Annotated in this window: 16 protein-coding genes and 1 pseudogene; 9 read left to right on the plus strand and 8 right to left on the minus strand. The window is 66.8% G+C overall.

Annotated elements, in window-relative coordinates; genetic code table 11:
• Window positions 1-76 precede the first annotated feature (76 nt).
• Both BO1_RS01915 and tldD read left to right on the plus strand, forming a co-directional pair.
• Window positions 77-946, plus strand: a complete 870-nt coding sequence (locus tag BO1_RS01915) for a carbon-nitrogen hydrolase family protein (protein ID WP_028216099.1) — start codon at window positions 77-79, stop codon at window positions 944-946.
• A 95-nt stretch (window positions 947-1041) separates the two neighbouring features.
• Complete coding sequence (tldD, locus tag BO1_RS01920) at window positions 1042-2508, plus strand: metalloprotease TldD (protein ID WP_028216100.1); 1467 nt, start codon at window positions 1042-1044, stop codon at window positions 2506-2508.
• 74 nt (window positions 2509-2582) lie between these two features.
• Here tldD and BO1_RS49325 read toward each other — a convergent pair.
• A pseudogene (locus tag BO1_RS49325) lies at window positions 2583-2945 on the minus strand (DUF1016 N-terminal domain-containing protein); the annotation flags it as partial.
• Between the two features lie 455 nt (window positions 2946-3400).
• On the opposite strand from BO1_RS49325, the gene aroG reads away from it, so the two are divergent.
• On the plus strand, window positions 3401-4474 hold the full coding sequence (gene aroG, locus BO1_RS01930; protein ID WP_028216101.1) for a 3-deoxy-7-phosphoheptulonate synthase AroG: 1074 nt from the start codon (window positions 3401-3403) through the stop codon (window positions 4472-4474).
• Window positions 4475-4526: 52 nt separating this feature from the next.
• On the opposite strand, the gene BO1_RS01935 is transcribed toward aroG, so the two are convergent.
• Window positions 4527-5465 carry a glycosyltransferase family 2 protein gene (locus BO1_RS01935; protein ID WP_245643684.1) on the minus strand — a complete coding sequence of 313 codons (939 nt, stop codon included), beginning with the start codon at window positions 5463-5465 and terminating at the stop codon, window positions 4527-4529.
• Window positions 5466-5935: 470 nt separating this feature from the next.
• Here BO1_RS01935 and BO1_RS01940 point away from each other — a divergent pair, with 470 nt between their 5' ends.
• Window positions 5936-7129, plus strand: a complete 1194-nt coding sequence (locus BO1_RS01940; protein WP_043283544.1) for a glycosyltransferase family 4 protein — start codon at window positions 5936-5938, stop codon at window positions 7127-7129.
• Between the two features lie 31 nt (window positions 7130-7160).
• Here the strand turns inward: BO1_RS01940 and BO1_RS01945 are convergent, their stop codons facing one another.
• Window positions 7161-8408 carry an oligosaccharide flippase family protein gene (locus BO1_RS01945; protein ID WP_028216104.1) on the minus strand — a complete coding sequence of 416 codons (1248 nt, stop codon included), beginning with the start codon at window positions 8406-8408 and terminating at the stop codon, window positions 7161-7163.
• A gap of 316 nt (window positions 8409-8724) precedes the next feature.
• On the opposite strand from BO1_RS01945, the gene BO1_RS01950 reads away from it, so the two are divergent.
• Complete coding sequence (locus BO1_RS01950) at window positions 8725-10038, plus strand: glycosyltransferase (RefSeq protein WP_084687725.1); 1314 nt, start codon at window positions 8725-8727, stop codon at window positions 10036-10038.
• Between the two features lie 73 nt (window positions 10039-10111).
• Here BO1_RS01950 and BO1_RS01955 read toward each other — a convergent pair whose 3' ends face one another.
• Window positions 10112-11275 carry an acyltransferase family protein gene (locus BO1_RS01955; protein WP_028216106.1) on the minus strand — a complete coding sequence of 388 codons (1164 nt, stop codon included), beginning with the start codon at window positions 11273-11275 and terminating at the stop codon, window positions 10112-10114.
• A 304-nt stretch (window positions 11276-11579) separates the two neighbouring features.
• Here BO1_RS01955 and BO1_RS49330 point away from each other — a divergent pair, with 304 nt between their 5' ends.
• From BO1_RS49330 to BO1_RS49340, 3 genes are all read left to right on the plus strand, one after another.
• On the plus strand, window positions 11580-12989 hold the full coding sequence (locus BO1_RS49330) for a hypothetical protein (RefSeq protein WP_156992084.1): 1410 nt from the start codon (window positions 11580-11582) through the stop codon (window positions 12987-12989).
• On the plus strand, window positions 12986-14236 hold the full coding sequence (locus tag BO1_RS49335) for a glycosyltransferase (protein WP_174490578.1): 1251 nt from the start codon (window positions 12986-12988) through the stop codon (window positions 14234-14236). Before BO1_RS49330 ends, BO1_RS49335 begins: the two co-directional genes overlap by 4 nt.
• A 220-nt stretch (window positions 14237-14456) precedes the next feature.
• On the plus strand, window positions 14457-15740 hold the full coding sequence (locus tag BO1_RS49340; protein ID WP_245643685.1) for a polysaccharide biosynthesis/export family protein: 1284 nt from the start codon (window positions 14457-14459) through the stop codon (window positions 15738-15740).
• Between the two features lie 108 nt (window positions 15741-15848).
• On the opposite strand, the gene BO1_RS01975 is transcribed toward BO1_RS49340, so the two are convergent.
• A complete protein-coding gene (locus tag BO1_RS01975) occupies window positions 15849-16520 on the minus strand; it encodes a DapH/DapD/GlmU-related protein (RefSeq protein WP_245643686.1) in 672 nt (223 codons plus the stop codon).
• A gap of 196 nt (window positions 16521-16716) precedes the next feature.
• Between BO1_RS01975 and BO1_RS01980 the strand changes: the two genes are divergently transcribed.
• Complete coding sequence (locus BO1_RS01980; RefSeq protein WP_028216108.1) at window positions 16717-17358, plus strand: hypothetical protein; 642 nt, start codon at window positions 16717-16719, stop codon at window positions 17356-17358.
• A gap of 57 nt (window positions 17359-17415) precedes the next feature.
• Here BO1_RS01980 and BO1_RS01985 read toward each other — a convergent pair whose 3' ends face one another.
• The 3 genes from BO1_RS01985 to gmd form a co-directional block, all read right to left on the minus strand.
• Window positions 17416-18765 (minus strand): glycosyltransferase WbuB, encoded by a 1350-nt coding sequence (locus tag BO1_RS01985; protein WP_028216109.1) that lies wholly within the window; start codon window positions 18763-18765, stop codon window positions 17416-17418.
• A 166-nt stretch (window positions 18766-18931) separates the two neighbouring features.
• Window positions 18932-19891, minus strand: a complete 960-nt coding sequence (locus BO1_RS01990) for a GDP-L-fucose synthase family protein (RefSeq protein WP_028216110.1) — start codon at window positions 19889-19891, stop codon at window positions 18932-18934.
• A gap of 5 nt (window positions 19892-19896) precedes the next feature.
• Complete coding sequence (gene gmd, locus BO1_RS01995) at window positions 19897-21015, minus strand: GDP-mannose 4,6-dehydratase (protein WP_028216111.1); 1119 nt, start codon at window positions 21013-21015, stop codon at window positions 19897-19899.
• Window positions 21016-21062: the final 47 nt, after the last annotated feature.

The raw sequence follows: 21062 nt of genomic DNA on the forward strand, positions 1-21062 counted from the left end.
GGGCCTGTGCCGGCGATTGCGCCGCACAACGCACTAATCCCGGGACCACCCTCTTCTGTTCATTCAAGAGCCGTCGATGAGCGATACGCCCTCTCCCGCAACGCCCGCCTCCAATGGATCCAGTGGATCGGCCGAGACGCCGTTTCGCGTCGCGGCGTTGCAGATGGTCAGCACACCCGATCGCGAACGCAACCTGGCCGACGCCGATCGCCTGATCGCTGAAGCCGTGAGTCAAGACGCGCGCCTCGTGCTGCTGCCGGAATACTTCTGCTTCATGGGCCACAAGGACAGCGACAAGCTCGCCGTGCGCGAGGCCTACGGCGACGGTCCGATCCAGCGCTTCCTTGCCGATGCTGCGAAGCGTCACGGTGTCTGGGTCATCGGCGGCACGCTGCCTTTGAAGGCGCCCGAGGAAACGCGCGTGCTGAACACGACGCTCGTGTTCGACCCGAGCGGCGCGGAGCGCACACGCTACGACAAGATCCATCTGTTCAGCTTCGAAAAAGGCGCCGAATCGTTCGACGAGGCGCGCACGATCCGCCCCGGCGCCGAAGTGCGCACCTTCGATGCGCCGTTCGGCCGCGTCGGCCTGTCGGTCTGCTACGATCTGCGCTTTCCCGAGCTCTATCGACGTATGGGGGACTGCGCGCTGATGGTCGTACCGTCCGCCTTCACATACACCACGGGCCGCGCGCACTGGGAAACCCTGCTGCGCGCCCGCGCGGTCGAGAACCAGTGCTACGTGCTCGCCGCGGCGCAAGGCGGCCAGCACGAGAACGGCCGCCGCACCTGGGGCCACAGCATGCTGATCGACCCGTGGGGCGAGATCGTCGACGTGCGCGACGAAAACCCCGGCGTGGTGATCGGCGACATCGACCTCGAACGCATTGCCGCCGTGCGCGCGAGCCTGCCCGCGTGGCGGCATCGCGTACTGGACTGCCCCTGAGACGGCCTTCAAGCGCAACTGCAGTGCTTGATTTCAAGGCGTTTCGCCCGAATTTATCCTGACAGACATTGCTTACTGAGATTGCTACTGAGCGCATGAACATCATCGAACCCGGCATCCGCAATCTGGCGACCGCGAAGGACTTGCTCCTCACGCCCTACGGCCTCGACGAGGCAGTGCTCACGCGCACGCTCGGCGAGATCTTCACGCACCGCGTCGACTACGCCGACCTCTACTTCCAGACCACGCGCAGCGAGGCCTGGAGCCTCGAGGAAGGCATCGTCAAGTCGGGCAGCTTCAGCATCGACCAGGGTGTCGGCGTGCGCGCCGTGTCCGGCGAGCGCACCGCCTTCGCCTACTCCGACGACCTCTCGCCCGAGGCGATCCGGCAGGCGGCCATCGCCACGCGCTCGATCGCGCAGGCGGGCGGCGGCAAGCAGAAGATCAAGGTGGCCACCTCGCTCAAGGGCATCGCGGGCCGCGACCTCTATCTGCCTTCCGACCCGCTTTCCTCGCTCGACGCCACCGAGAAGGTGAAGCTGCTCGAGCGCATCGAGCAGATGGCGCGCAGCCGCGACCCGCGCATCACCCAGGTGATGGCCGCGCTCGCGGGCGAATACGACGTGGTGCTGGTCGCGCGCAGCGACGGCGCGCTCGCCGCCGACATCCGCCCGCTCGTGCGCGTCTCGGTCACCGTGATCGCCGAGCAGAACGGCCGCCGCGAGATCGGCAACGGCGGCGGCGGCGGACGCTTCGACTACGCCTATTTCACCGACGACGTGCTCTCGAAGTACGTCGACGACGCCGTGCACGCGGCGCTCGTCAATCTGGAAGCGCGTCCGGCCCCGGCCGGCGCGATGTCCGTGGTGCTCGGCCCGGGCTGGCCCGGCGTGCTGCTGCACGAGGCCATCGGCCACGGGCTCGAGGGCGACTTCAACCGCAAGGGCTCGTCGGCGTTCGCGGGCCAGATCGGCCAGCGCGTGGCCGCCAAGGGCGTGACCGTGGTGGACGACGGCACGCTGCCCAACCGCCGCGGCTCGCTCAATATCGACGACGAAGGCAACCCCACGCAGTGCACGACGCTGATCGAGGACGGCATCCTCAAGGGCTACATCCAGGACTCGCTCAACGCGCGCCTCATGAAGATGCCCGTGACCGGCAACGCGCGCCGCGAATCGTATGCCGCGCTGCCGATGCCGCGCATGACCAACACCTACATGCTCAACGGCGACAGGGATCCGCAGGAAATCATCGCTTCGGTGAAGAACGGGCTGTATGCCGTGAACTTCGGCGGCGGCCAGGTCGACATCACGAACGGCAAGTTCGTGTTCTCGGCCTCCGAGGCGTACATGATCGAGGACGGCAAGATCACCTACCCCGTGAAGGGCGCGACGCTGATCGGCAGCGGCCCGGAATCGCTCAAGTACGTGAGCATGATCGGCAACGACATGCGCCTCGACTCGGGCGTGGGCGTGTGCGGCAAGGAGGGCCAGAGCGTGCCCGTGGGCGTGGGCCAGCCGACGCTGCGCATCGACCGCATGACGGTGGGGGGCACGGTCTAGGGGCCCACGGCCCCCAGGTCGACAGTGAGGTTGCGCGGCGCCAGCCAGATCGGTTTCGGCGCCGCGTTGAACAGCGGCAGACGCTCGGAAAAATTTGTCACGGCCTGGCCCGTGCGCTCCAGCCAGCGGGTTTCAATGTGGATGTTCAACACATTACGTGACCACCCATGCACCAATGCCGCCTGCGCATAGGCCAGGCGCTGCTCCGGCTGCTTCAGTCTCGTCGACAGGACCAGATTATGTCCCCAGGGCAATTGTCCAACAGCCTGTTGGACAAACTCGGGAACCGGCCAGGCCTCGGCAAATGCCCGCATGTACATGAGGTTGGAGCGGGAAAAGCCCTTCATTTCCGGAAAGGCCGTGCGCAGGTCATGCGCGAGGCGCTCGATGACCTTGGCACCCCAGCCTTGCTCGGCCTGTCGCTGCAAAAGCCCACGGAATCAAGCAGGGCAAATCCGGGCCTGGCGAAATTCTCCCGCCACCAGCCAAAGGCTTCATGCGTGGCCATGCGGATATTCCGCATGGCCACGCGAATTTTCCGCATCACTTGCACGATTCGAGAAAATAATCCGCATTTTTCGACAACCCCGCTTGCCAGCCACGAGAAGCTCGGGTTATAAAGGCAATCACCCTTTTCGACGTACGAACGTTTCGACACGCAACCCGCCATGTTCGCCACGAAGTTTTACTTTTACTTCTTTTGGTATCTCAGACCGCTGGCGGATCGAGAGGGTTGACAGTACGCGCAGGAACCCGAATACACGAGAAACCGCCAGCAAAGTCTGGCGGTTTTTTTTCGTCCTTACCCCATACGAGCCTCACTTTCATCTAACCGATTTTCGAAGCACCGTCTGAGAGACGCACGCTACACACAGGATCAGGAGAAACGACCATGCCCCCGCACAACACCGACGATGTCCGCATTCGCGAACTCAAGGAACTCACGCCGCCCGCACACCTGATCCGCGAGTTCCCGTGCTCGGAAGCCGCCTCCACGCTGATTTTCGAGTCGCGTCAGGCCATGCACCGCATCCTGCACGGCATGGACGACCGCCTGATCGTCATCGTCGGTCCGTGCTCGATCCACGACACCACGGCCGCGCTCGAATACGCGAACAGGCTCGTGGCGCAGCGCGAGCGCTTCAAGAACGAACTCGAGATCGTGATGCGCGTGTACTTCGAAAAGCCGCGCACGACGGTGGGCTGGAAGGGTCTCATCAACGACCCGTACATGGATAACAGCTTCAAGATCAACGACGGCCTGCGCACCGCGCGCGAGCTGCTCGTCTCGATCAACGAGCTCGGCCTGCCGGCGGGCACCGAGTACCTCGACATGATCAGCCCGCAGTACATCGCCGACCTCGTTTCGTGGGGCGCGATCGGCGCGCGCACGACCGAGTCGCAGGTGCACCGCGAGCTGGCCTCGGGGCTCTCGTGCCCGGTCGGCTTCAAGAACGGCACGGACGGCAACGTGAAGATCGCCGTGGACGCGATCAAGGCCGCCTCGCAGCCGCACCATTTCCTCTCGGTGACGAAGGGAGGCCACTCGGCCATCGTCTCGACGGCCGGCAATGAGGACTGCCACGTGATCCTGCGCGGCGGCAAGACGCCGAACTACGACGCGCAAAGCGTGGATGCCGCGTGCAGCGACATCGGCAAGGCGGGTCTCGCCGCGCGCCTGATGATCGACGCGAGCCATGCGAACAGCTCGAAGAAGCACGAAAACCAGATTCCAGTGTGCGCGGACATCGGCCGCCAGGTTGCGGCGGGCGACGAGCGCATCATCGGCGTGATGGTGGAGTCGCACCTCGTGGCGGGCCGCCAGGACCTCAAGGAAGGCTGCGAGCTGACCTATGGCCAGAGCATCACCGATGCGTGCATCGGCTGGGATGAAAGCGTGGGTGTGCTCGAAGGGCTCGCCGAGGCGGTCAAGCAGCGCCGTGTCGCGCGCGGCTCGGGCAACTGATCGGCACCAGGCGCGCGTGCCGCATCGGGCGGCATGCGCGCCCTGTTGACGCTCAAAGCCGTTCGGCGCGCTCCGGCCGGATTGCGCCGACGCACAGGTCGGCAATGCCGATCACGTTGCCGATGAGCCGGCCGCGCCGGTCGAGATGCGCCTCCGGGCGCACCGACTTCACGCAGTTCATGCTCAACGCGCGAAGGATGTTGCTCGTGGCTTCCTTGCGCGACATCACGCCCTTGTGGCACAGATACATCGCGTTGACCACCTGCGAATAGCCGAAGCGGCGGCCCGACACGCGCCCGCCGCGCAGCCCGAGATGGACCCCGAGCACGTAATCGCAGTACACGATCGCGCCACGCTTCGCGAGGCGCCGCGAAAAATCCTTGTCCTCCAGCCAGCCGTACAGCACGAGGCGTTCGTCGAAGCGCAGATCGGCGATGGCCTGCGCGCGGCACGCCATGTTGCAGCCGTATAGCTCCACACAGGGCCGCAGCGGCGGACGCCGCAGCACCTCGGCCTGCGCGCCGTCCACGAGCGCGACCGCCTCCTCCCACGCAAGCGGCTGGGTATTGGCGCCATCGCGCAGCGTGCGTCCCGAGAACCCCACCAAGGACGGATCGCCCTCGAACAACTGCACGCAGAGTTCGATCCAGTGCTGTTCGGGCGCGAAGTCGTCATCGAGGAAAATCACGACGTCGATATCCGGTGCGAGCGCATCGAGTGCGCGATTGCGCTGCACGCTCGAACCCGCGGTGCCGATCAGCTCGTCCACGCGCAGCCCGTTGGCGTCGTAAGGCCCGATGTCGTCCGCGCTGCTCGCCGAGAGAATGACCTGATCCGGCGGCACCGTTTGCCGCGCGAGCAAACACACGACCCATGCCGTCGCAGAAGGCCGGCCTTTCGTCGCGATCACGGCCGCGACGCGCATGCGCCCCTTTGCACCGTCGCGAGCCGCGATGGGAAACGGGAGATTGTCGGTTGCGCGCGTTGTCATCGGTTTCTCCGCAGTCCGGTGGTCGCCTGGAACCGGCAGTTGTCGCGCGATAGCGCATCGCACAGGCGGCGCAACACGCCGCGCCTCGACTCCTGCCGAGGTTAGCAGAGGCCCGCGCGCTGCGAGCCGTCCCCGAATCAAGTTGTCCGAAACGAACTATTCATCGACTGATTCCAGCGGTTTGCGAACGACACGTCAGGCCCGCGCGTAACGAGACTCCTTTTTCACGCCATTTTCTCGCTCTTTTTCGCACGCTTGTCGTGCGTCGCCTGTGTGTTGATCGCGCATTTATCGCCGATTCATTGCGTATTTATCGATTACGCATTACCCATAGTGCGGCACCACCAGCGGCATTTTTCCAATAGCAATTTTCGGATTCCTCTTTCGCAACGGCTCGCCTACAACTGCTAAAAGAGATCGCGCAAATATGACTGAACAACCAGGCAGGTAACCGGAAGATTCGCCCCAACATGACTGCGTCGACACGCCGGAGCCAGGCCGAGGACAACGAGATCGTCTCTTCCGGGACGCCTGCCGGCGAAGGCGAAGGCGCATGTGGCGCACGGATCAAACGGCCTGTCCTCTTCTACGTGCAGCCCTTGATCGCGCGCTATCGCATCGAAGTCATCGAATCGCTGAACCGCCTTTTTTCCGTCAAGGTGTTCGCCTGCTCCGAGGGCGTGGAGGCGAGCGGCTTTTCGCGCGAGCGGCCCGACTGCGACGAGTTCGTCGAAACGCACATCGCCGGATTGCCCTCGCGGCGCATCCGCATGCAAAAGCGCGTGCTGAGCCGCATCGTTCTCGAACGTCCCGACGCCGTGCTGATCTTTGCCGACGTTCGCTATCTATCGCTGTGGTTCGCGCTCGTCGCCGGGCGCATGGTGCGCGTGCCCGTGCTCATTCACGGACAGGGGCTGTACCGGCATCGGTCGGCGGGCCTGCTGCGCACGGCCTGCTACCGGCTCGCGGTCGCGCTCGCCGTGCGCTATGTCTGCTACACCGAGGCGTCGCGCCGTTCGCTCATCGATATCGGCTGCCCGGTTGCGAAACTCGTCGTCGCGAACAATTCGCTGACCGTGTCCTGCGGCGTGGAGCCCGCCATCAAAACCGGCACGGAGAACGGCATCCTCTTCATCGGCAGGCTGCGCGAAGGTTCGGAGATCGAACCGCTCATCGACGTGGTTGGCCAGCTGCACGGTGAAGGCAGCGATATCACACTGCACGTGATAGGCGACGGCGAGCACGGCGAGCGCCTGAAGCGCAAGTATGGCGACCGCAGCTATGTGATCTGGTATGGCGCGGTATTCGACGACAATGCGATCGCGGCGATCAGCCTGCGCTGCCGCGTGGGCTGCTATCCGGGTTCGGCGGGGTTGAGCGTCGTCCACATGTTCGCGTTGAGCCTGCCGCCCATCGTGCACGACCATCTGCCGCTGCACATGGGCCCGGAGCCGGGCTATATCGAGGACGGCCGCACCGGCTTCTTCTTCAGCCGCGACGGTGGAACGGACGCGCTCGCCGCCACGCTGCGGCGCATCTGGGCGCTGCCGCCCGAGGCCATGCGTGCGACCGCCACTGCCGCGCATGCGGTGTACGGCCAGCTCAACTCGCCGACGCTCGGGCACCAGCTCGCGGAAATCGTCGAAGCCGCGCTGCACGCTTGAGTGCCGCGCGCTGCCGCTGTGCCCATGCCCGCTATTTCTGCCGCGAAACGCGATACAGCATCCATCCCGCGCCCGAAGCCAGACCGAACGTCATCGACCAGGCAATGCCGGTCACGCCCCACACATGCATGGCGGGCGGCACGGACAGGATCAGCGCGACGACCTGAAGCAGCGACGCGACCGTGACGGCGCGCGCGTCGCCAACGGCGCGCAGATACGAAGCCAGCACCGAGTTCAGCGCGCTGATCGCCATGTTGATGACGAAGATGCGAAAGAGCGGCACAGCCGGCCGCCACGCGGCGCCGAGCACAAGCGAAAAGAGCGGCTCGGCGGCGAAGCGCAGCACGATGACCACGCCTGCGAGCCCCACCACGGCCGCCGCGAGATACAGCCGGAACAGCCGCGCCGCGGCTTGCGCGCCGCCGCGATGATGCGCGGCGAACGTGGGGAACAGATACTGCGACATGGCGATCGCCGCGTCGGCGAGCAGCATCTGCGCGAGCTTGGAGGACATCTGCCAGGCGCCGAGCTGCGTCGGCCCGAGCAGCTTGCCGACCACCACTTTGTCGAACTGGTTGGTGATCAGGATGATGACGCTGCTGGCCCAGATCCAGCGGCTGAAGCCGACGTAGTGGCCGATGCCCGACCAGCGCAGCCGCACCGGCGGGCGCGGCGAGAGCGCGACCCACGTGACGACGCTCTTGACCGCCTCGCCGACCATCATGCCGAGCAGCAGCGAGTACGGTCCCGCCCCCGCCAGCGCGAGGGCGATGCCGAGGCCGCAGTCGATGCACGAGGACGAGATCTCGATTGCCGCAATATGCTGGAAGTGCCGCTCGCGCTGCGCGATGAAGTAGGCGGGCGACGCCAGCCCGCGCAAGAGCGGCAGCAGCGCGGCGATCTGGACGAGCCCGATGGCGCCGCCGAGGTGGAACTGGGCGTCCATCAACGGCGCGCTCGCCACGAGCAGGAGCGCGATCAGGAGACCGCGCGTGGCGAGCGTGGTCCACACCGCGCCGGCTTCGGCGCGGGTTGGCGGCGCCGGGCCCTGGATCACGGCCTGCGCGAGGCCGGTGTCCGAAAGCGCTTCGGCGATCGCGACCGCGAGCAGCGCGACGCTCGCAAGACCGATCGCGGACGGCCCGAGAATGCGCCCGATCACGAGGAACTTGACGGCCACGAGGCCGCGCACCACGACCTGCTGCAGCAGCACCCAGGTCGCCGCGCCGGGACCGAAACCCGCCTTGACCGGCCACGCCGGCAACCGCATCGCGCGCAATGTGCCTCCCATGCAGGATGGTTGCTTGTTGTGACGCCGCGCGCCGGTTGCGCACGTGCTACTCACGTTTGAGAACGCGTCTTGACTCAGGTTCTGCAAGTTACCGCGGCGCGAATGTCACCAAGCGCCATCAGCCAGGTGGAATCGGACGGGCCGGCCATCCGGGGGGCGGGCATCCGTGCGGCGGCCATCCGTGCATCCCCCCACCCCGCATGACCCAGGCGTTTTCGGCCAGCCCGACCCTCAATTTGGCGCTTGGCGCGCGCACCACGCTGCTATGGTGTTCGCAACACCTTTCATTCGTCAGGCCTCCTGCATGGACACCGTGTCGATCGCCAGATACCGCAGTGCCGCGCCCCACTCCCCAAGCGCATCGGTTCTGCCCGATGCCGAGGCCGACGTGAACGTCGTATCCGAGCCGCCCAGCCTGCACGCGTCCACGGATGAGGACTGGGTCGTCGTCATCGAGCCGAATTTCACCGGCCACCGCTGGCGCTACGTCGAGTGGATCGCGCAGGCATGCGTGGAGGCGGGCCATCGCTGCCTCGTCGTCACCGATACGGCCTACGCGAACCATCCGCTCTCGCAGCGCATTGCGAGCGAAGCGCGGCCCGATCTGCGCCTCGCGCTGCTCGACCTGCACACCGTGCCGTTCGGCCCGCAATACGCGTTCAGCGTCTACATGCGCTTTCGGAACTTCTATGCGCGCGCGCTCGAAGAGGTGAGCCGCACGACGCGCGTGCGCCTTGTCGTGGCGCCCTACGCCGATTACTTCTTCTACACGGTCGCGGAGTTAGGCACGCCGTTCGGCAAGACGCCGTGGATCGCCATCGTCATGGGCATGACGTTCCATCACGCGAGCATCGGCCTGCGCACGCCGCGCCGCCCGATCGTCGACATGGCGAAGTCGCTCCTGTTCCGCCGCGCGATGCGCGCGCACGGACTGCGCGCGGTTTTCACGATCGACCCCACGATGCCGGACTGGTTCGCGAGCAAGCATCCCCGGCACGCCGCGACGCTGCGCTACGTGGCCGACCCGTTTCCGGAGATCCTGGCCGTCGATCCGTTGCTCGCCCGCGCGCGTCTGAAGCTCGACGCGCACGCACGCTATCTGCTCGTCTATGGCGCGATCGGCGAGCGCAAGGGCATCCGCGAGTTGATGCTCGCGCTCGCACACAAGGACGATGCGCCGTGTCTCGTGATCGCCGGTGTGCAGGACGACGAGACCCGCGCGTTCATCGACGCTCACGCGCCGCAACTCACGCCCGCGCCGGTGATCTTCAACCAGTTCGTGTCAGAGGAGATGGAGCGCGATCTCTTTTCCGCGTGCGACGCCGTGTGGCTAGGCTACAAGCAGCACTACGGCATGAGCGGCGTGCTCGTGCAGGCCTATCGCTTCGGCAAGCCGGTGGTCGCGAGCGCCGACGGCCTGATCGGCTGGTACTGCCGCGACGGCTCCCTCGGACCGCTGCTCGACAATCTCGACCCCGCCACGATCGCGCGCGCGCTCGAAGCGCTCGCCGTTCTGTGGAACCGCGACGCGCCCGCCGTGCAGCCCGCGCAGTCGAACCTCCTCTCGCGCAACACACTCGAGCAGTTCAAGCGCACGCTGCAGGCCGCAATGGCCTGAGCGGCGCGGTGCGCGCACCTTCGCGCATCGACAGTTCAGGGGATCGTCAACGGACCGGCCCTGCCCGCGCGGCTCAGGCAATGCCTTCGATCTTGCCCTCCACGGCGGGAGGCTCGCGGCGCTCGGCGGCGACGGCCCCTCCGCGCAGGTCCGGGAACAACGCGTCGCGCAGGCGCAGGAATGGAAACTCGACGGCACGCGTGGTCAGATAGCCGAGCGCAATCGCGATGACGAACTGCGCGGCGAGCACGACCGGCCACGCGAGCAGCGACGACACGCCGAGCGCACTCGCCTTGTGGATCAGATAGTCGCCCGGTGCGAGCGCAAGCGAGTGCCACAGATAGATGCCATACGAGTACACGCCGAGCCACGCGAGCCCACGATACAGCCACGACGTGCGCAAGCCGCCCGAGTGCTCGAGCACGAGCACGATGAGCGCGCAATAACCTGCAGCCTGAAGCGTATAGCCGATGCTCTCGTCGAGCGCGATATGCGGCGTGGCGAACGCGAGCCACGCAACGAGCAGCACCACCCCACCGACGAGCCAGCGCTTTTTCGCGGCGAGGCTGCGCCACATTTCGGGCTTCATCCAGTAGACGGTCGCGAGCATGACGCCGATGAGCAGGCTGTCCATGCGGTATTGCGTGTAGTTGAACGCCTGCTCGAGCTCGCCGTTCGCGACGGCGAAGCAGCGCACGCCGAGCACGAGCGCGCACAGCACGGCCATCACCGCGATCAGCGCGTTCGCGCGCAAGCGGAAATGCGCGAGCAGGATCAGGAACGCGGGCAGAAACAGGTAAAAGTGTTCCTCGACGGCAAGGCTCCACGTCTGCGCAATGGAGGTGCCGAAATAGTTCTGCATGTGCGTGAGGTTCTGCCAGAGGAACGTGTCGCGCGGATGGCGGCCCGCGAACACGTGAAAGAGAATCAGCACGTAGTACGCGGGCCAGATCTTGAAGATCCGCCGCACGATGAAGCGGCGCGCGCCGATGCGGCCGGTCTGCGCATACTGGCGCAGCAGAAGACCGCCGACGAGGAAGCCGCTCAGCGTGAAGAACAGGTTCACGCCCTCGTGGCCGAAGCTTTTCAGCGGGTACTCGAGGAAGTCGACCCACGCACGGCCGGTGTGCACGGTATGGAAGTGATAACCCATGACCGCGAGGATCGCGATGCCGCGCACGAAATCGAGCTCGACGGAGCGACTTCGCGCCAGTCGTGCGCCGTGCAATAGCTTCATGACGCTTCCCTCGCTCGAACCGTGCCGAATCTCTGGACAAAAGCAGACGACGAACGTATCGCTGCCGACCCCATCATGCGCACGGACATCGTGCAGCGTGCGCCAACTTCCCGCCGTTCTCGGACAGGCGTGCACGGCCAGGCGGGTGCCGGATCGGAATATTTTTTCTGCCGCCACAACCCGGTCGTTTCGCGCCACGCGCATACGCAAGCCGCTTGCGCCGTTTTATATTGAGTCGAGCCTTCGCATGCGGCGCATTTGCCGTGCGCGAATCCATGCCATGCACGCACCGGGAGAAACGCCGATGCGAAACAAACATGCCGTCATGTGGATCTGGGTGTGTCTCGTGCCTCTCGCTTTCGACTACAAGGCACCCGACTCCCAGTTCGGCCATAGCGCGCAATGGCTGGTTGTCTTTCCGGCCCTGGCGGGCGCGGCCATCCTCACGATGATCGGCCCGCGCTTCTCGCGTCCGTCGCGGCTGCGCTCGTTCGTGACGAGCGCGCTCGTGCTGAGCCTCGTGGGCAGCGTCGTCGCGCAGATGCTGCAGCACAACCCGACCGGCCAGTACCTGCGCGTGATCCTGCCGTTCCTGCTGTTCGTGCTCGGCTACTTCGCCATGTGCCGCCCGTGGCACCCCATACGCCTCATGCAGATGCAGAACGCGCTCTATTACGCAAACGTGCTCGGTCTCGTCTTCACCTTCCTCTTCGGGATCTTCGTGGTGGGCGGCCCGCTCGCCGACATCCGCTTCCGGATCGTCTCGCCGACGATGCTCGCGCTCCAGGCCATGCTGCTGCATCAGTTCATCGTCGCGCGGCGCTTCACGATGACGATGGTGCTGATCTTCCTCGCCACGCTCGTCGTCGAACTGCTGAGCGTCACGCGCAGCCTGCTGCTCGCCACGGTGCTGCTCGCCATGTTCGCCGCGTGGCTGGCCTCGCCGTCGTTCAGCCATCTGATCAAGTCGTTCGTGCGCACGGGCGTGGCGCTGTCGTTCATCGTGGCGCTCGGGGTGGGCACCGCGTGGCTCTTCCCTTCCATCACGAATCACTGGACGCAGCGCGTCACCGCCGCGGAAAACTCGGACTCCGACCGCGATCCGACCACCGTCACGCGTATTGCGGAAATGCGCGACCAGTACGACCAGGTCACCGAGTCGGCGGAAACGCTGCTGTTCGGCAAGGGCTATGGCCACGACTACCGTTATTCGCCGATCTACTATCCCTACGTAAGCGAAACGTTTAGCAAGTCTGATTATTTCGACACCAGCGACTGGGTGGCGGGCCACAACTTCTGGGTCTACCAGCTCTATGCGGAAGGCCTGCTGTTCGGCGCCTGCATGCCGCTCGCGGTGATCGTCGCGCTCGTGGTGGCGGGCTGCGCGTTCCGGCGCTGGCGCCGCATTGCGCCGCGCCACCCGCTGCTGATGCCGTTGAGCATGTCGATCCTCGTGCTCGCGGCGCTGCCGGGCGCGTCGATCGGTGGCAATCCGCTCGGCGCGCGTTTTTCGGGCCTCGTCTACGGGCTCGCGCTAGGACTCATCGTCGCGCTGTACTCGCAGCTCCATTACCGGATCGACCTCGTGCGCCGGCGCCAGCACCTGCACCCGCCGCCCTGCCGGCGCGAGCCTGCCGAACCCGCCTTCCGGCCAACGGCGCCCCCGGCGGCGCCGGTGCCGCTCAATACCTGTGCGCCCCCGGAGCCCCGATGAAAATCCTGCATCTCGTGTCCACCGTCGACCCGCGTTCGGGCGGACCTATCGAAGGCGTGCGCCAGAGCGGTCTGGCGATGGCGGCGCTCGGCCATCAGATCGAAGTGGCATCGCTCGACCCGATCGACGCCCCCTGCGTGCGCGACTTCCCGCTCTCGCTTCACGCGCTGGGCCCCGGCCGCGGACACTACGGCTACTGCCCCGGCTACGTGCCGTGGCTGCGGGCTAACGCCGCCCGCTTCGACGCGGCGATCGTGCATGGCCTCTGGCAATACCACGGCTTCGGTGCGTGGCGCGCGTTGCGCCATGCGCAAGTGCCGTACTACGTGTACACGCACGGCATGCTCGACCCGTGGTTCCGGGTCACCTACCCGCTCAAGCATCTGAAGAAGTGGACCTACTGGCCGTGGGCCGACTACCGCGTGCTGCGCGACGCGGCCGCCGTGATCTTCACGACCGACGAGGAACGCCTGCTCGCACGCGAATCGTTCTGGCTGTATCGCGCAAACGAGCGTGTCGTGCCGTTCGGCACCAACGCGCCCCGCGAGGATGCGAACGCGTTGCGGGCAGCGTTCCTGCACGCGTCGCCGCATCTGCAGAACAAGCGCATCGTGCTGTTCCTCGGCCGTCTGCATCCGAAGAAGGGCTGCGACATGCTGGTTCACGCGTTCGCCGAGCATGCGCGCGAAACGCCGGATGCGCATCTGCTGATGGCGGGCCCCGACAAGGGCAACTGGCAGCCCGCGCTGCACGCGATCGCGCAGTCGCAAGGCATCGCGCATCGCATCAGTTGGCCCGGGATGCTGCAAGGCGACCTCAAGTGGGGGGCGCTCCACGCGAGCGACGTGTTCGTGCTGCCCTCGCACCAGGAGAACTTCGGCGTTTCGGTCGCGGAAGCGCTCGCGTGCGGCCTGCCCGCGCTCGTCTCGGACAAGGTGGGCGTATGGCGCGAGATCGACGCCGATCACGCGGGCTTCGTCGCGCCCGACACCATCGCCGGCACGAAGCGGCTCTTCGCGGCCTGGCGCGCGCTGGACGAACGCGCGCGCAATTCGATGCGCGCCCAGGCACGGCGCACGTTCGACGCGCGCTTCGCGATGGACGGCATGGTGCGCGCGCTGCTCGGCTTGCTGCAGGAGCATCCGTCGCTCGCCGCCGTGCGTTCGCGCGCGGGGCGCCCGATGAGCGCCAGGGCGCGCGTCGAACCGGGGGAACCGGCCGAGGAAGCGGCCTCGGCGCAGAACTGAGCGCCCCAAGCGGCGCGTGCGCGCCGGCCGCTCGTGGATCGGATCAGAACAGGAATATCAGATTGCAGACTGGCAGGCATGGGCAGGCATGGGTAGGGATTGGTAGGGATTGGCAGGGGTGACGAAGCAACGCAGCTGAACCGGAAAAAACAGTCAAACGATGAGCGGGCGTTGCACTTTCGTAGCGATGTGCGAATCCTGATAGTGAGGGGGCAAGGCTATGTTACAAGACAGCACACCTGAATTTTCGAGCGCGGAGGCCGCCGACGGAACCGCAACAGCGCGCGTGCGCGAGGCCCTCTCGTGCGATCGCGCGGGCCGCCGTCGCAGGGCACTGCCGGGCCGCGCATGGGCGGCAATGGCGGCCACGGTGGCCGCAGTGACGTTCACGGCCCTGATCGCGGGCTGCGGTCTGTCGCCGGGCATGACCGCGCCTTCGAGCGTCACGCAGGCGAAGGCCGCGACCGAAGCGGCGCGCACCGGCTCAGGCAAGGACGATCAGCCGCCGGCGGGCGCGCTCGTCGAGATCAACAACGAACTGGTCGCGAAGCAGGCGGCGGCGAGACCGACGACGATCCCGAGCGACGTCGAGAAGCTGTTCGGCACGCCCATGCCCTATACGCTCGGGCCCGGCGACGTGCTCAGCATCGTCGTGTGGGACCACCCCGAGATGAACCTGCCGACCACGTCGTCGGCCAACAGCGGCTCCCAGGACCAGAGCACGAGCCAGGTCGTGTCGGGCTATACCGTCGACTCGACGGGCTCGATCCAGGTCGCCTATGTGGGCGCGATCCACGTGGCCGGGCTGACCGAGTTGCAGGCGCGCGACCTCGTGGCGAACAAGCTCGCCTACTACCTGAACAAGCCGCAGGTGACGCTGCGTATCGAGGCATACCGCAGCCGGCGCGTCTATGTGGACGGCGAAGTGCGCACGCCCGGGCTGATGGTGCTCAACGACATGACGATGTCGCTGCCCGAGGCGATCAACCGCGCGGGCGGCTTCACGGCGTCGGGCGACCGTTCGCGGGTTAGTGTGACGCGCGGCAAGGAAACGATCATGGTGGACATTCCCGACATGATCAAGAAAGGCGTGAACCCGGACAACATCCTGCTGCAGAACGGCGACCTCGTGCGCGTGTATTCGTCGAATGAAAGCCGCGTGTACGTGCTGGGCGAAGTCGGGCACCCGGGCCCCCTGCCGTTCGACAATGGCCGCCTCTCGCTGAACGACGCGCTCGGCGACGCGGGCGGCATCAGCCAGGGATCGGGCGACGCTTCGCAGGTCTATGTGGTGCGCGGGCAGAAGGAAGGCCACCGCACGGTGTTTCACCTCGATGCGTCGACGCCGGAAGCGATGGCCACCGCCGACGAGTTCGAGCTGAAGCCGAACGACGTCGTGTTCGTCGATGCATCGGCGCTCGTGAAGTGGAGCCGCGTGGTCAACCTGATCCTGCCGAGCACGCAGGCGGCATCGGCGGGCCGGTACGTCGGAGCCGGGTACTAACGGCTAATCAGCGAGAGCGGGGCATAAGCGGTGCGTGAGCGGGCCTGATGGCCTGCTCACGTCGCAACGACGGTTCACGAAAGGAGGGGCCGCGCCCTCGCGCGGGGATCAGCGTTCCTCGAAGCGCCAGCGGATGAAGCGGCACGGGTTGCCGCCATACACGCCGCCTGCTTCGAGCGATCGATGCACGACCGACAACGGCGTGACGACGGCCGAGCGCCCGATCGTCACGCCCATCTGCACGACGCATTTCGACGACACCCACGCACCGTCCTCGATCACGATCGGCGCGACATGGAGGTCCATGTTCGTGCGCATGTCGTGCGAGCCGGCGCTGAGAAACGCGCCCTGCGAAATGCAGACGTTCGAGCCGATGCGGATAGGCGCCTGGTTGTAGATCCACACGTCCACGCCAATCCAGCAGTGGTCGCCGAGTTCGAGATTCCAGGGCGCCTTCACGCGCATGGGATGCACGAGCCGGCAGCCCTCGCCGACCTTCGCGCCAAAGAGCCGCAGCAGGCCCACCCGCAGCGCCGAGAGCGGCAGCAGGCGATTGTCGAGCACACAGGTCTCGACGACGTACCACACAGCCTGTACGAGCTTTCCGCGCCGCGCGACGTAGTTGCCCTTGCCCGCGCGGCTCAGGTCGATCACGGGAATGTCGGCGGCCGCAGACCGGTACGCCTGCGGCGGCACGACGCCTGCCGGCGAGGCGTCGCCGGACCCGTCCGCCAGCCCGCCGACACCGATACCGCCGATACCTTCGACCGCTTCCGTCATGAATGCTCCTTGCCCATGCGGGTCCGCTCCTGCGGGTTGCGAGCCTGCGCCGGCCCACGAGGCCATTGTCCGGCGGGCGCCGCAGCGCCTGGCGCGCATGGCCGACACGGCAGGGGTTTTGGCGCGGCGGCGCGACGCGGCATGGGCACCATGAAGGCATCATGCCGCATGGTTCGCGGCGCGCAGGATAGACGCCATGCTCACGTTTTGCCGTCAGTCTCCGTTGGCCGCTTGCGCTGGCTCCGCCGTGGCGGTCCACAGCGTGCCGCCCAATATGCTCGCTGCCGCACTCGTTGCCGCGTGCCTTGCGTGGCCGTGCATGGCGCTTGCGCAGCGCGCGGCGCCTGGTTCAGCGTCCGCCACGCCGGGCGAACAGACGGGCGACACCCTGTCCTCGACCGTGAGCCGCGAAAAGTCCGACGAGCAACGGCTGCTCGGCAGCCCGGGTTCGTCGGGCAGCAACCCCTACAGCGCCAATCCGTACAGCACGAACGGCGCCTCGCCCGACGACGCGGAAGACGCGCTCACGAACGAAAAGCACATGCACATCGTCACGCCTTCGGACGCCGCCGCAAGCGGCGCGAGCGCGACCGGCGGCGGTGTGTCGAGAACCGGCCGCGTCGCCACGAGCGCCAGCAGGATCGGCAAGAACGGCATCTCGCGGGCCGGCAACGCGCTGGCGAATGGCTCGGGTTCGAGCGCACATCGCGGCACCGCGGGGTATGACTACGGCGCCAGCCAGACCTCCCCGACCGCCCAGGTCTACGGCAACCCGTACAGCACCCCCTATACGTCGCCCGGCGAGGCCGCGGAGCAGCTATACAAATCGCCGTGGTGAGCCGGGCGCACGGCTGATGGCGCCAGGCGTCGCCACGGGTTCAGCCGTCACGCGGCCCTACGTGCCCGCATCGGACTGCTCGACCTCCTGCAGCGCCTTCCCGCTCGTGCCTGATTTGCGTGCCGCAGGGGCTGCGCTGCCCGCGGGCTGCTGCGGGCCGGCCGCTGGCGCGGCATCGCCGCCCGTGAGCGCGGCGAGTCGGGCTTCGAGCGCACCAAAGATCGACTGCGGCGAGAGCATGCGCTGCGCGTACTGACGCGCGGCACGGCCTAGCGTCGCGCGCCGCGCGGGGTCGCCGGCCAGCGTGACGATCGCCGCCGCGAGCGCGGCGCTGTCCTCGGGCGGCACCACGATCCCATGGTCCGACACCACGTCAAAAAGGCACGTGCCGGGCCGCGCCATGGCAACGACCGCGCGGCCGCTCGCGAGCATGCCGGTCAGCTTCGACGGCATCACGAGGTCGGCGGCGTCGTTGCGCTGCGGCAGCACGTGGATATCGGCAACGTTCAGCAACGCGTTGAGCCATTCGGCCGGCTGCACCGGCAGCACGTGACAGTTCGCCAGCGGTGCGCAGCGCGTCATCAGCTCGCGTCTGGCCGCGCCGTCGCCGCAGAACACGAAGCGGATGTCGCGCCGGTCTGCCAGCGCCGTCGCGACGTCCGCGAGTATCTCGATACCCTGCTTCGCGCCCATGCTCCCGGCGTACAGCACGACGATACTGTCCGCCGCGATGCCGAGCCGCCGACGGAACATGCTCGGCTCAGGCAGCGGAAAGATCGCGCGGATGTCGACCCAGTTCGGCAGGCACATGGCGCGCGACGCGTCGACACCCTTGTCGATCGCCCGCTCGACCATGCGCACCGAAATCGACGACACGACGTCGAAGCTACGCAGCAGCGCGCGTTCGGCGGCATGGGCCGCACGTGCGATACGCGACGCGCCGCCGCCCTGCAGCAGCCCCAGATCGAACGCGGCGTCAACTTCGAAATCCTGAATATGCAGCCAGGCGTGCGCGCCGACGAGCCGCGCGAGCGCCAGCGCGCCCGGCGCGCACGCCAGCGTAGGCGCGATCAGCATCAGGACCTGCGGCCGCCATGGCGCCTGGCGCACGAGCAGCGGCAGCGACAAGAGCGCGAAGCTCGCCAGATGCACGATGCGCTTGAGCCCGCCGGGCCGCGACGGCACCCACAGCGGCGCGCGCCAGACCGGCACCCCGTGCCACGTTTCGTGCCGATAGCGCCACGCACGATAGCCGTCGTGCACGCGCCACTGCGGGTAGTACGGCTGGGCGCTCACCACGCGCACTTCGTGCCCCCGCGCCACCAGCAGCTCCGCCATCTCGGCCGTGTACTTGCCGACGCCCGTCACCTCGGGCGCGTAGTTCAATCCGTAGATCAGGATTCTCATCGCGTCGCCTTTCTGTTTCGTTTCGTCTGGCGCACGGCCGAAGCCGGATCGGCGCCATGCGGCGGCCGCGGCGCCGAACCTCCCCACACAAAAAAAAGCGGGTGCCATTTAGCCGGTCCGCACACGGCGCCCGCCGCCAACACAAAGGCACACCCTCAAGCGTGCCTCAGGCGCGCGCCTCGGCCTCGCAAGCCGGCGCCGCATGCGACTGAAGAAAGTCGCCATAGGTGCGCGCGAGCCCCTCGTCCAGGCCGATTTGCGCATGCCAGCCAAGGCTGCCGAGCCGCGACACGTCGAGCAGCTTGCGCGGCGTGCCGTCGGGTTTGGTCGCGTCGAACACCAGCTCGCCCGCGAAGCCCACCACGTCGCACACGCGCTGCGCCAGGTCGCGGATCGACAAATCCTCGCCCACGCCGACGTTGTACACGCCGTCGCCGGTCTCGTGCTCGAGCACGAAGAGCGTCGCGTCGGCGAGGTCGTCGACGTGCAGGAACTCGCGGCGCGGCGTGCCCGAACCCCATACGGTCAGCGTGCGCGCGCCGTTCGCGCGCGCCTCGTGCGCCTTGCGAATCAGTGCCGGCAGCACATGGCTGCTGCCGAGGTCGTAGTTGTCGTTCGGGCCGTAGAGGTTGGTCGGCATCAGCGAGACGAAGTGTGTGCCGTACTGATGGTTGTACGCTTCGCAGAGCTTGAGGCCCGCGATCTTCGCGATCGCATAGGCTTCGTTGGTCGGCTCGAGCGGCGCGGTGAGCAGGTAGGTTTCGCGGATCGGCTGCGGGCACTCGCGCGGATAGATGCACGAGGAACCGAAGAACACCAGCCGCTCGACGCCCGCTTGCCAAGCGGCGCGTATCACGTTGGTTTCGATCGCGAGATTGTCGTACGCGAACTGCGCGGGCTGCGTCGCGTTCGCGAGGATGCCGCCGACGCGCGCGGCCGCGAGCAGCACTGCGTCGATATGCTCGCCGTCGAAAAAGGCGTCGACCGCGGACTGATCCGTCAAGTCCAGCGCCTCGTGTGCGCGCGTGACGAGGTTCCAGTAGCCGTGCGCCTGCAGCGCGCGCAACAGCGCCGATCCCACCATGCCGCGGTGGCCCGCGACGAAGATTCGGGAGTTCGTGTCCATGTGCGTCACTCGTGATGTTCGAGAGCCTTGAAGCCGGCCAGCGTGACGAGCGCGTCGCGCCTGGCGATCTGGAAGTCCGAGCGCACCATCTCCTTGACGAGCGACTCGAATGTCGTGGTGGGCTTCCAGCCCAGCTTTTGCTGGGCCTTCGAGGCGTCGCCGAGCAGTGTTTCCACCTCGGTCGGACGGAAGTAGCGCGGATCGACGCGCACGATCACGTCGCCCGCCTCCAGCCGCGTCTCGCGCCCCTGCACCTGCTCGACGATGCCGACCTCATCGACGCCGCAGCCCTCGAAGCGCACGGTGACGCCCAGTTCCGCCGCAGCCGCGCGCACGAAGTCGCGCACGCTGTACTGCACGCCCGTTGCGATCACGAAGTCTTCCGGCTCCGCCTGCTGCAGCATGCGCCACTGCATGTCGACGTAATCGCGGGCGTGGCCCCAGTCGCGCAACGCGGAGAGGTTGCCCAGGTATAGGGTCTTCTGCACCCCGACCGCGATGCGCGCGATCGCCCTCGTGATCTTGCGCGTCACGAACGTCTCGCCGCGCTGCGGCGACTCGTGATTGAACAGGATCCCATTGCATGCGTACATGCCGTGCGCCTCGCGGTAGTTGACCGTGGTCCAGTAGGCGAACAGTTTCGCGACTGCGTAGGGGCTGCGCGGATAGAACGGCGTGGTCTCGCGCTGCGGCACCTCCTGGACGAGCCCGTACAGCTCCGAGGTGGACGCCTGGTAGAAGCGCGTCTTGCCCGTGAGACCGAGAATGCGGATCGCCTCCAGGATGCGCAGCGTGCCGAGCCCGTCCGCGTTCGCGGTGTACTCGGGCTCCTCGAACGACACCGCCACGTGGCTTTGCGCGGCGAGGTTGTAGATCTCGTCGGGCGCGACGCGCTGGATCACCCGCAGCAATGCCGTGGAGTCGGTCAGCTCGCCGTGATGCAGCTGGATGCCCGGTTCCGGGTCATGCACATCGCGATACAAGTGGTCGATCCGGTCGGTGTTGAACAGCGACGAGCGCCGCTTGATGCCATGCACCTCGTAGCCTTTGTTCAATAGCAGTTCTGCCAGATACGAACCGTCCTGACCGGTGATGCCGGTGATCAACGCAACCTTACGAGCCATTGTTCTCTCCTCGCGTGAGCGAAATGGTTTCCACGCTTGCGCCGTCC

It is taken from the genome of Paraburkholderia oxyphila NBRC 105797 (genome assembly GCF_000685075.1).
Taxonomy (GTDB): domain Bacteria; phylum Pseudomonadota; class Gammaproteobacteria; order Burkholderiales; family Burkholderiaceae; genus Paraburkholderia; species Paraburkholderia oxyphila.

Excerpts from the sequence above, each read along its gene's own strand:
- BO1_RS01915 (WP_028216099.1), top strand. The coding sequence starts at position 77 with ATGAGCGATACGCCCTCTCCCGCAACGCCCGCCTCCAATGGATCCAGT.
- tldD (WP_028216100.1), top strand. The coding sequence starts at position 1,042 with ATGAACATCATCGAACCCGGCATCCGCAATCTGGCGACCGCGAAGGAC.
- aroG (WP_028216101.1), top strand. The coding sequence starts at position 3,401 with ATGCCCCCGCACAACACCGACGATGTCCGCATTCGCGAACTCAAGGAA.
- BO1_RS01935 (WP_245643684.1), bottom strand. The coding sequence starts at position 5,465 with ATGACAACGCGCGCAACCGACAATCTCCCGTTTCCCATCGCGGCTCGC.
- BO1_RS01940 (WP_043283544.1), top strand. The coding sequence starts at position 5,936 with ATGACTGCGTCGACACGCCGGAGCCAGGCCGAGGACAACGAGATCGTC.
- BO1_RS01950 (WP_084687725.1), top strand. The coding sequence starts at position 8,725 with ATGGACACCGTGTCGATCGCCAGATACCGCAGTGCCGCGCCCCACTCC.
- BO1_RS01955 (WP_028216106.1), bottom strand. The coding sequence starts at position 11,275 with ATGAAGCTATTGCACGGCGCACGACTGGCGCGAAGTCGCTCCGTCGAG.
- BO1_RS49330 (WP_156992084.1), top strand. The coding sequence starts at position 11,580 with ATGCGAAACAAACATGCCGTCATGTGGATCTGGGTGTGTCTCGTGCCT.
- BO1_RS49335 (WP_174490578.1), top strand. The coding sequence starts at position 12,986 with ATGAAAATCCTGCATCTCGTGTCCACCGTCGACCCGCGTTCGGGCGGA.
- BO1_RS49340 (WP_245643685.1), top strand. The coding sequence starts at position 14,457 with ATGTTACAAGACAGCACACCTGAATTTTCGAGCGCGGAGGCCGCCGAC.
- BO1_RS01975 (WP_245643686.1), bottom strand. The coding sequence starts at position 16,520 with ATGACGGAAGCGGTCGAAGGTATCGGCGGTATCGGTGTCGGCGGGCTG.
- BO1_RS01980 (WP_028216108.1), top strand. The coding sequence starts at position 16,717 with ATGCTCACGTTTTGCCGTCAGTCTCCGTTGGCCGCTTGCGCTGGCTCC.
- BO1_RS01985 (WP_028216109.1), bottom strand. The coding sequence starts at position 18,765 with ATGAGAATCCTGATCTACGGATTGAACTACGCGCCCGAGGTGACGGGC.
- BO1_RS01990 (WP_028216110.1), bottom strand. The coding sequence starts at position 19,891 with ATGGACACGAACTCCCGAATCTTCGTCGCGGGCCACCGCGGCATGGTG.
- gmd (WP_028216111.1), bottom strand. The coding sequence starts at position 21,015 with ATGGCTCGTAAGGTTGCGTTGATCACCGGCATCACCGGTCAGGACGGT.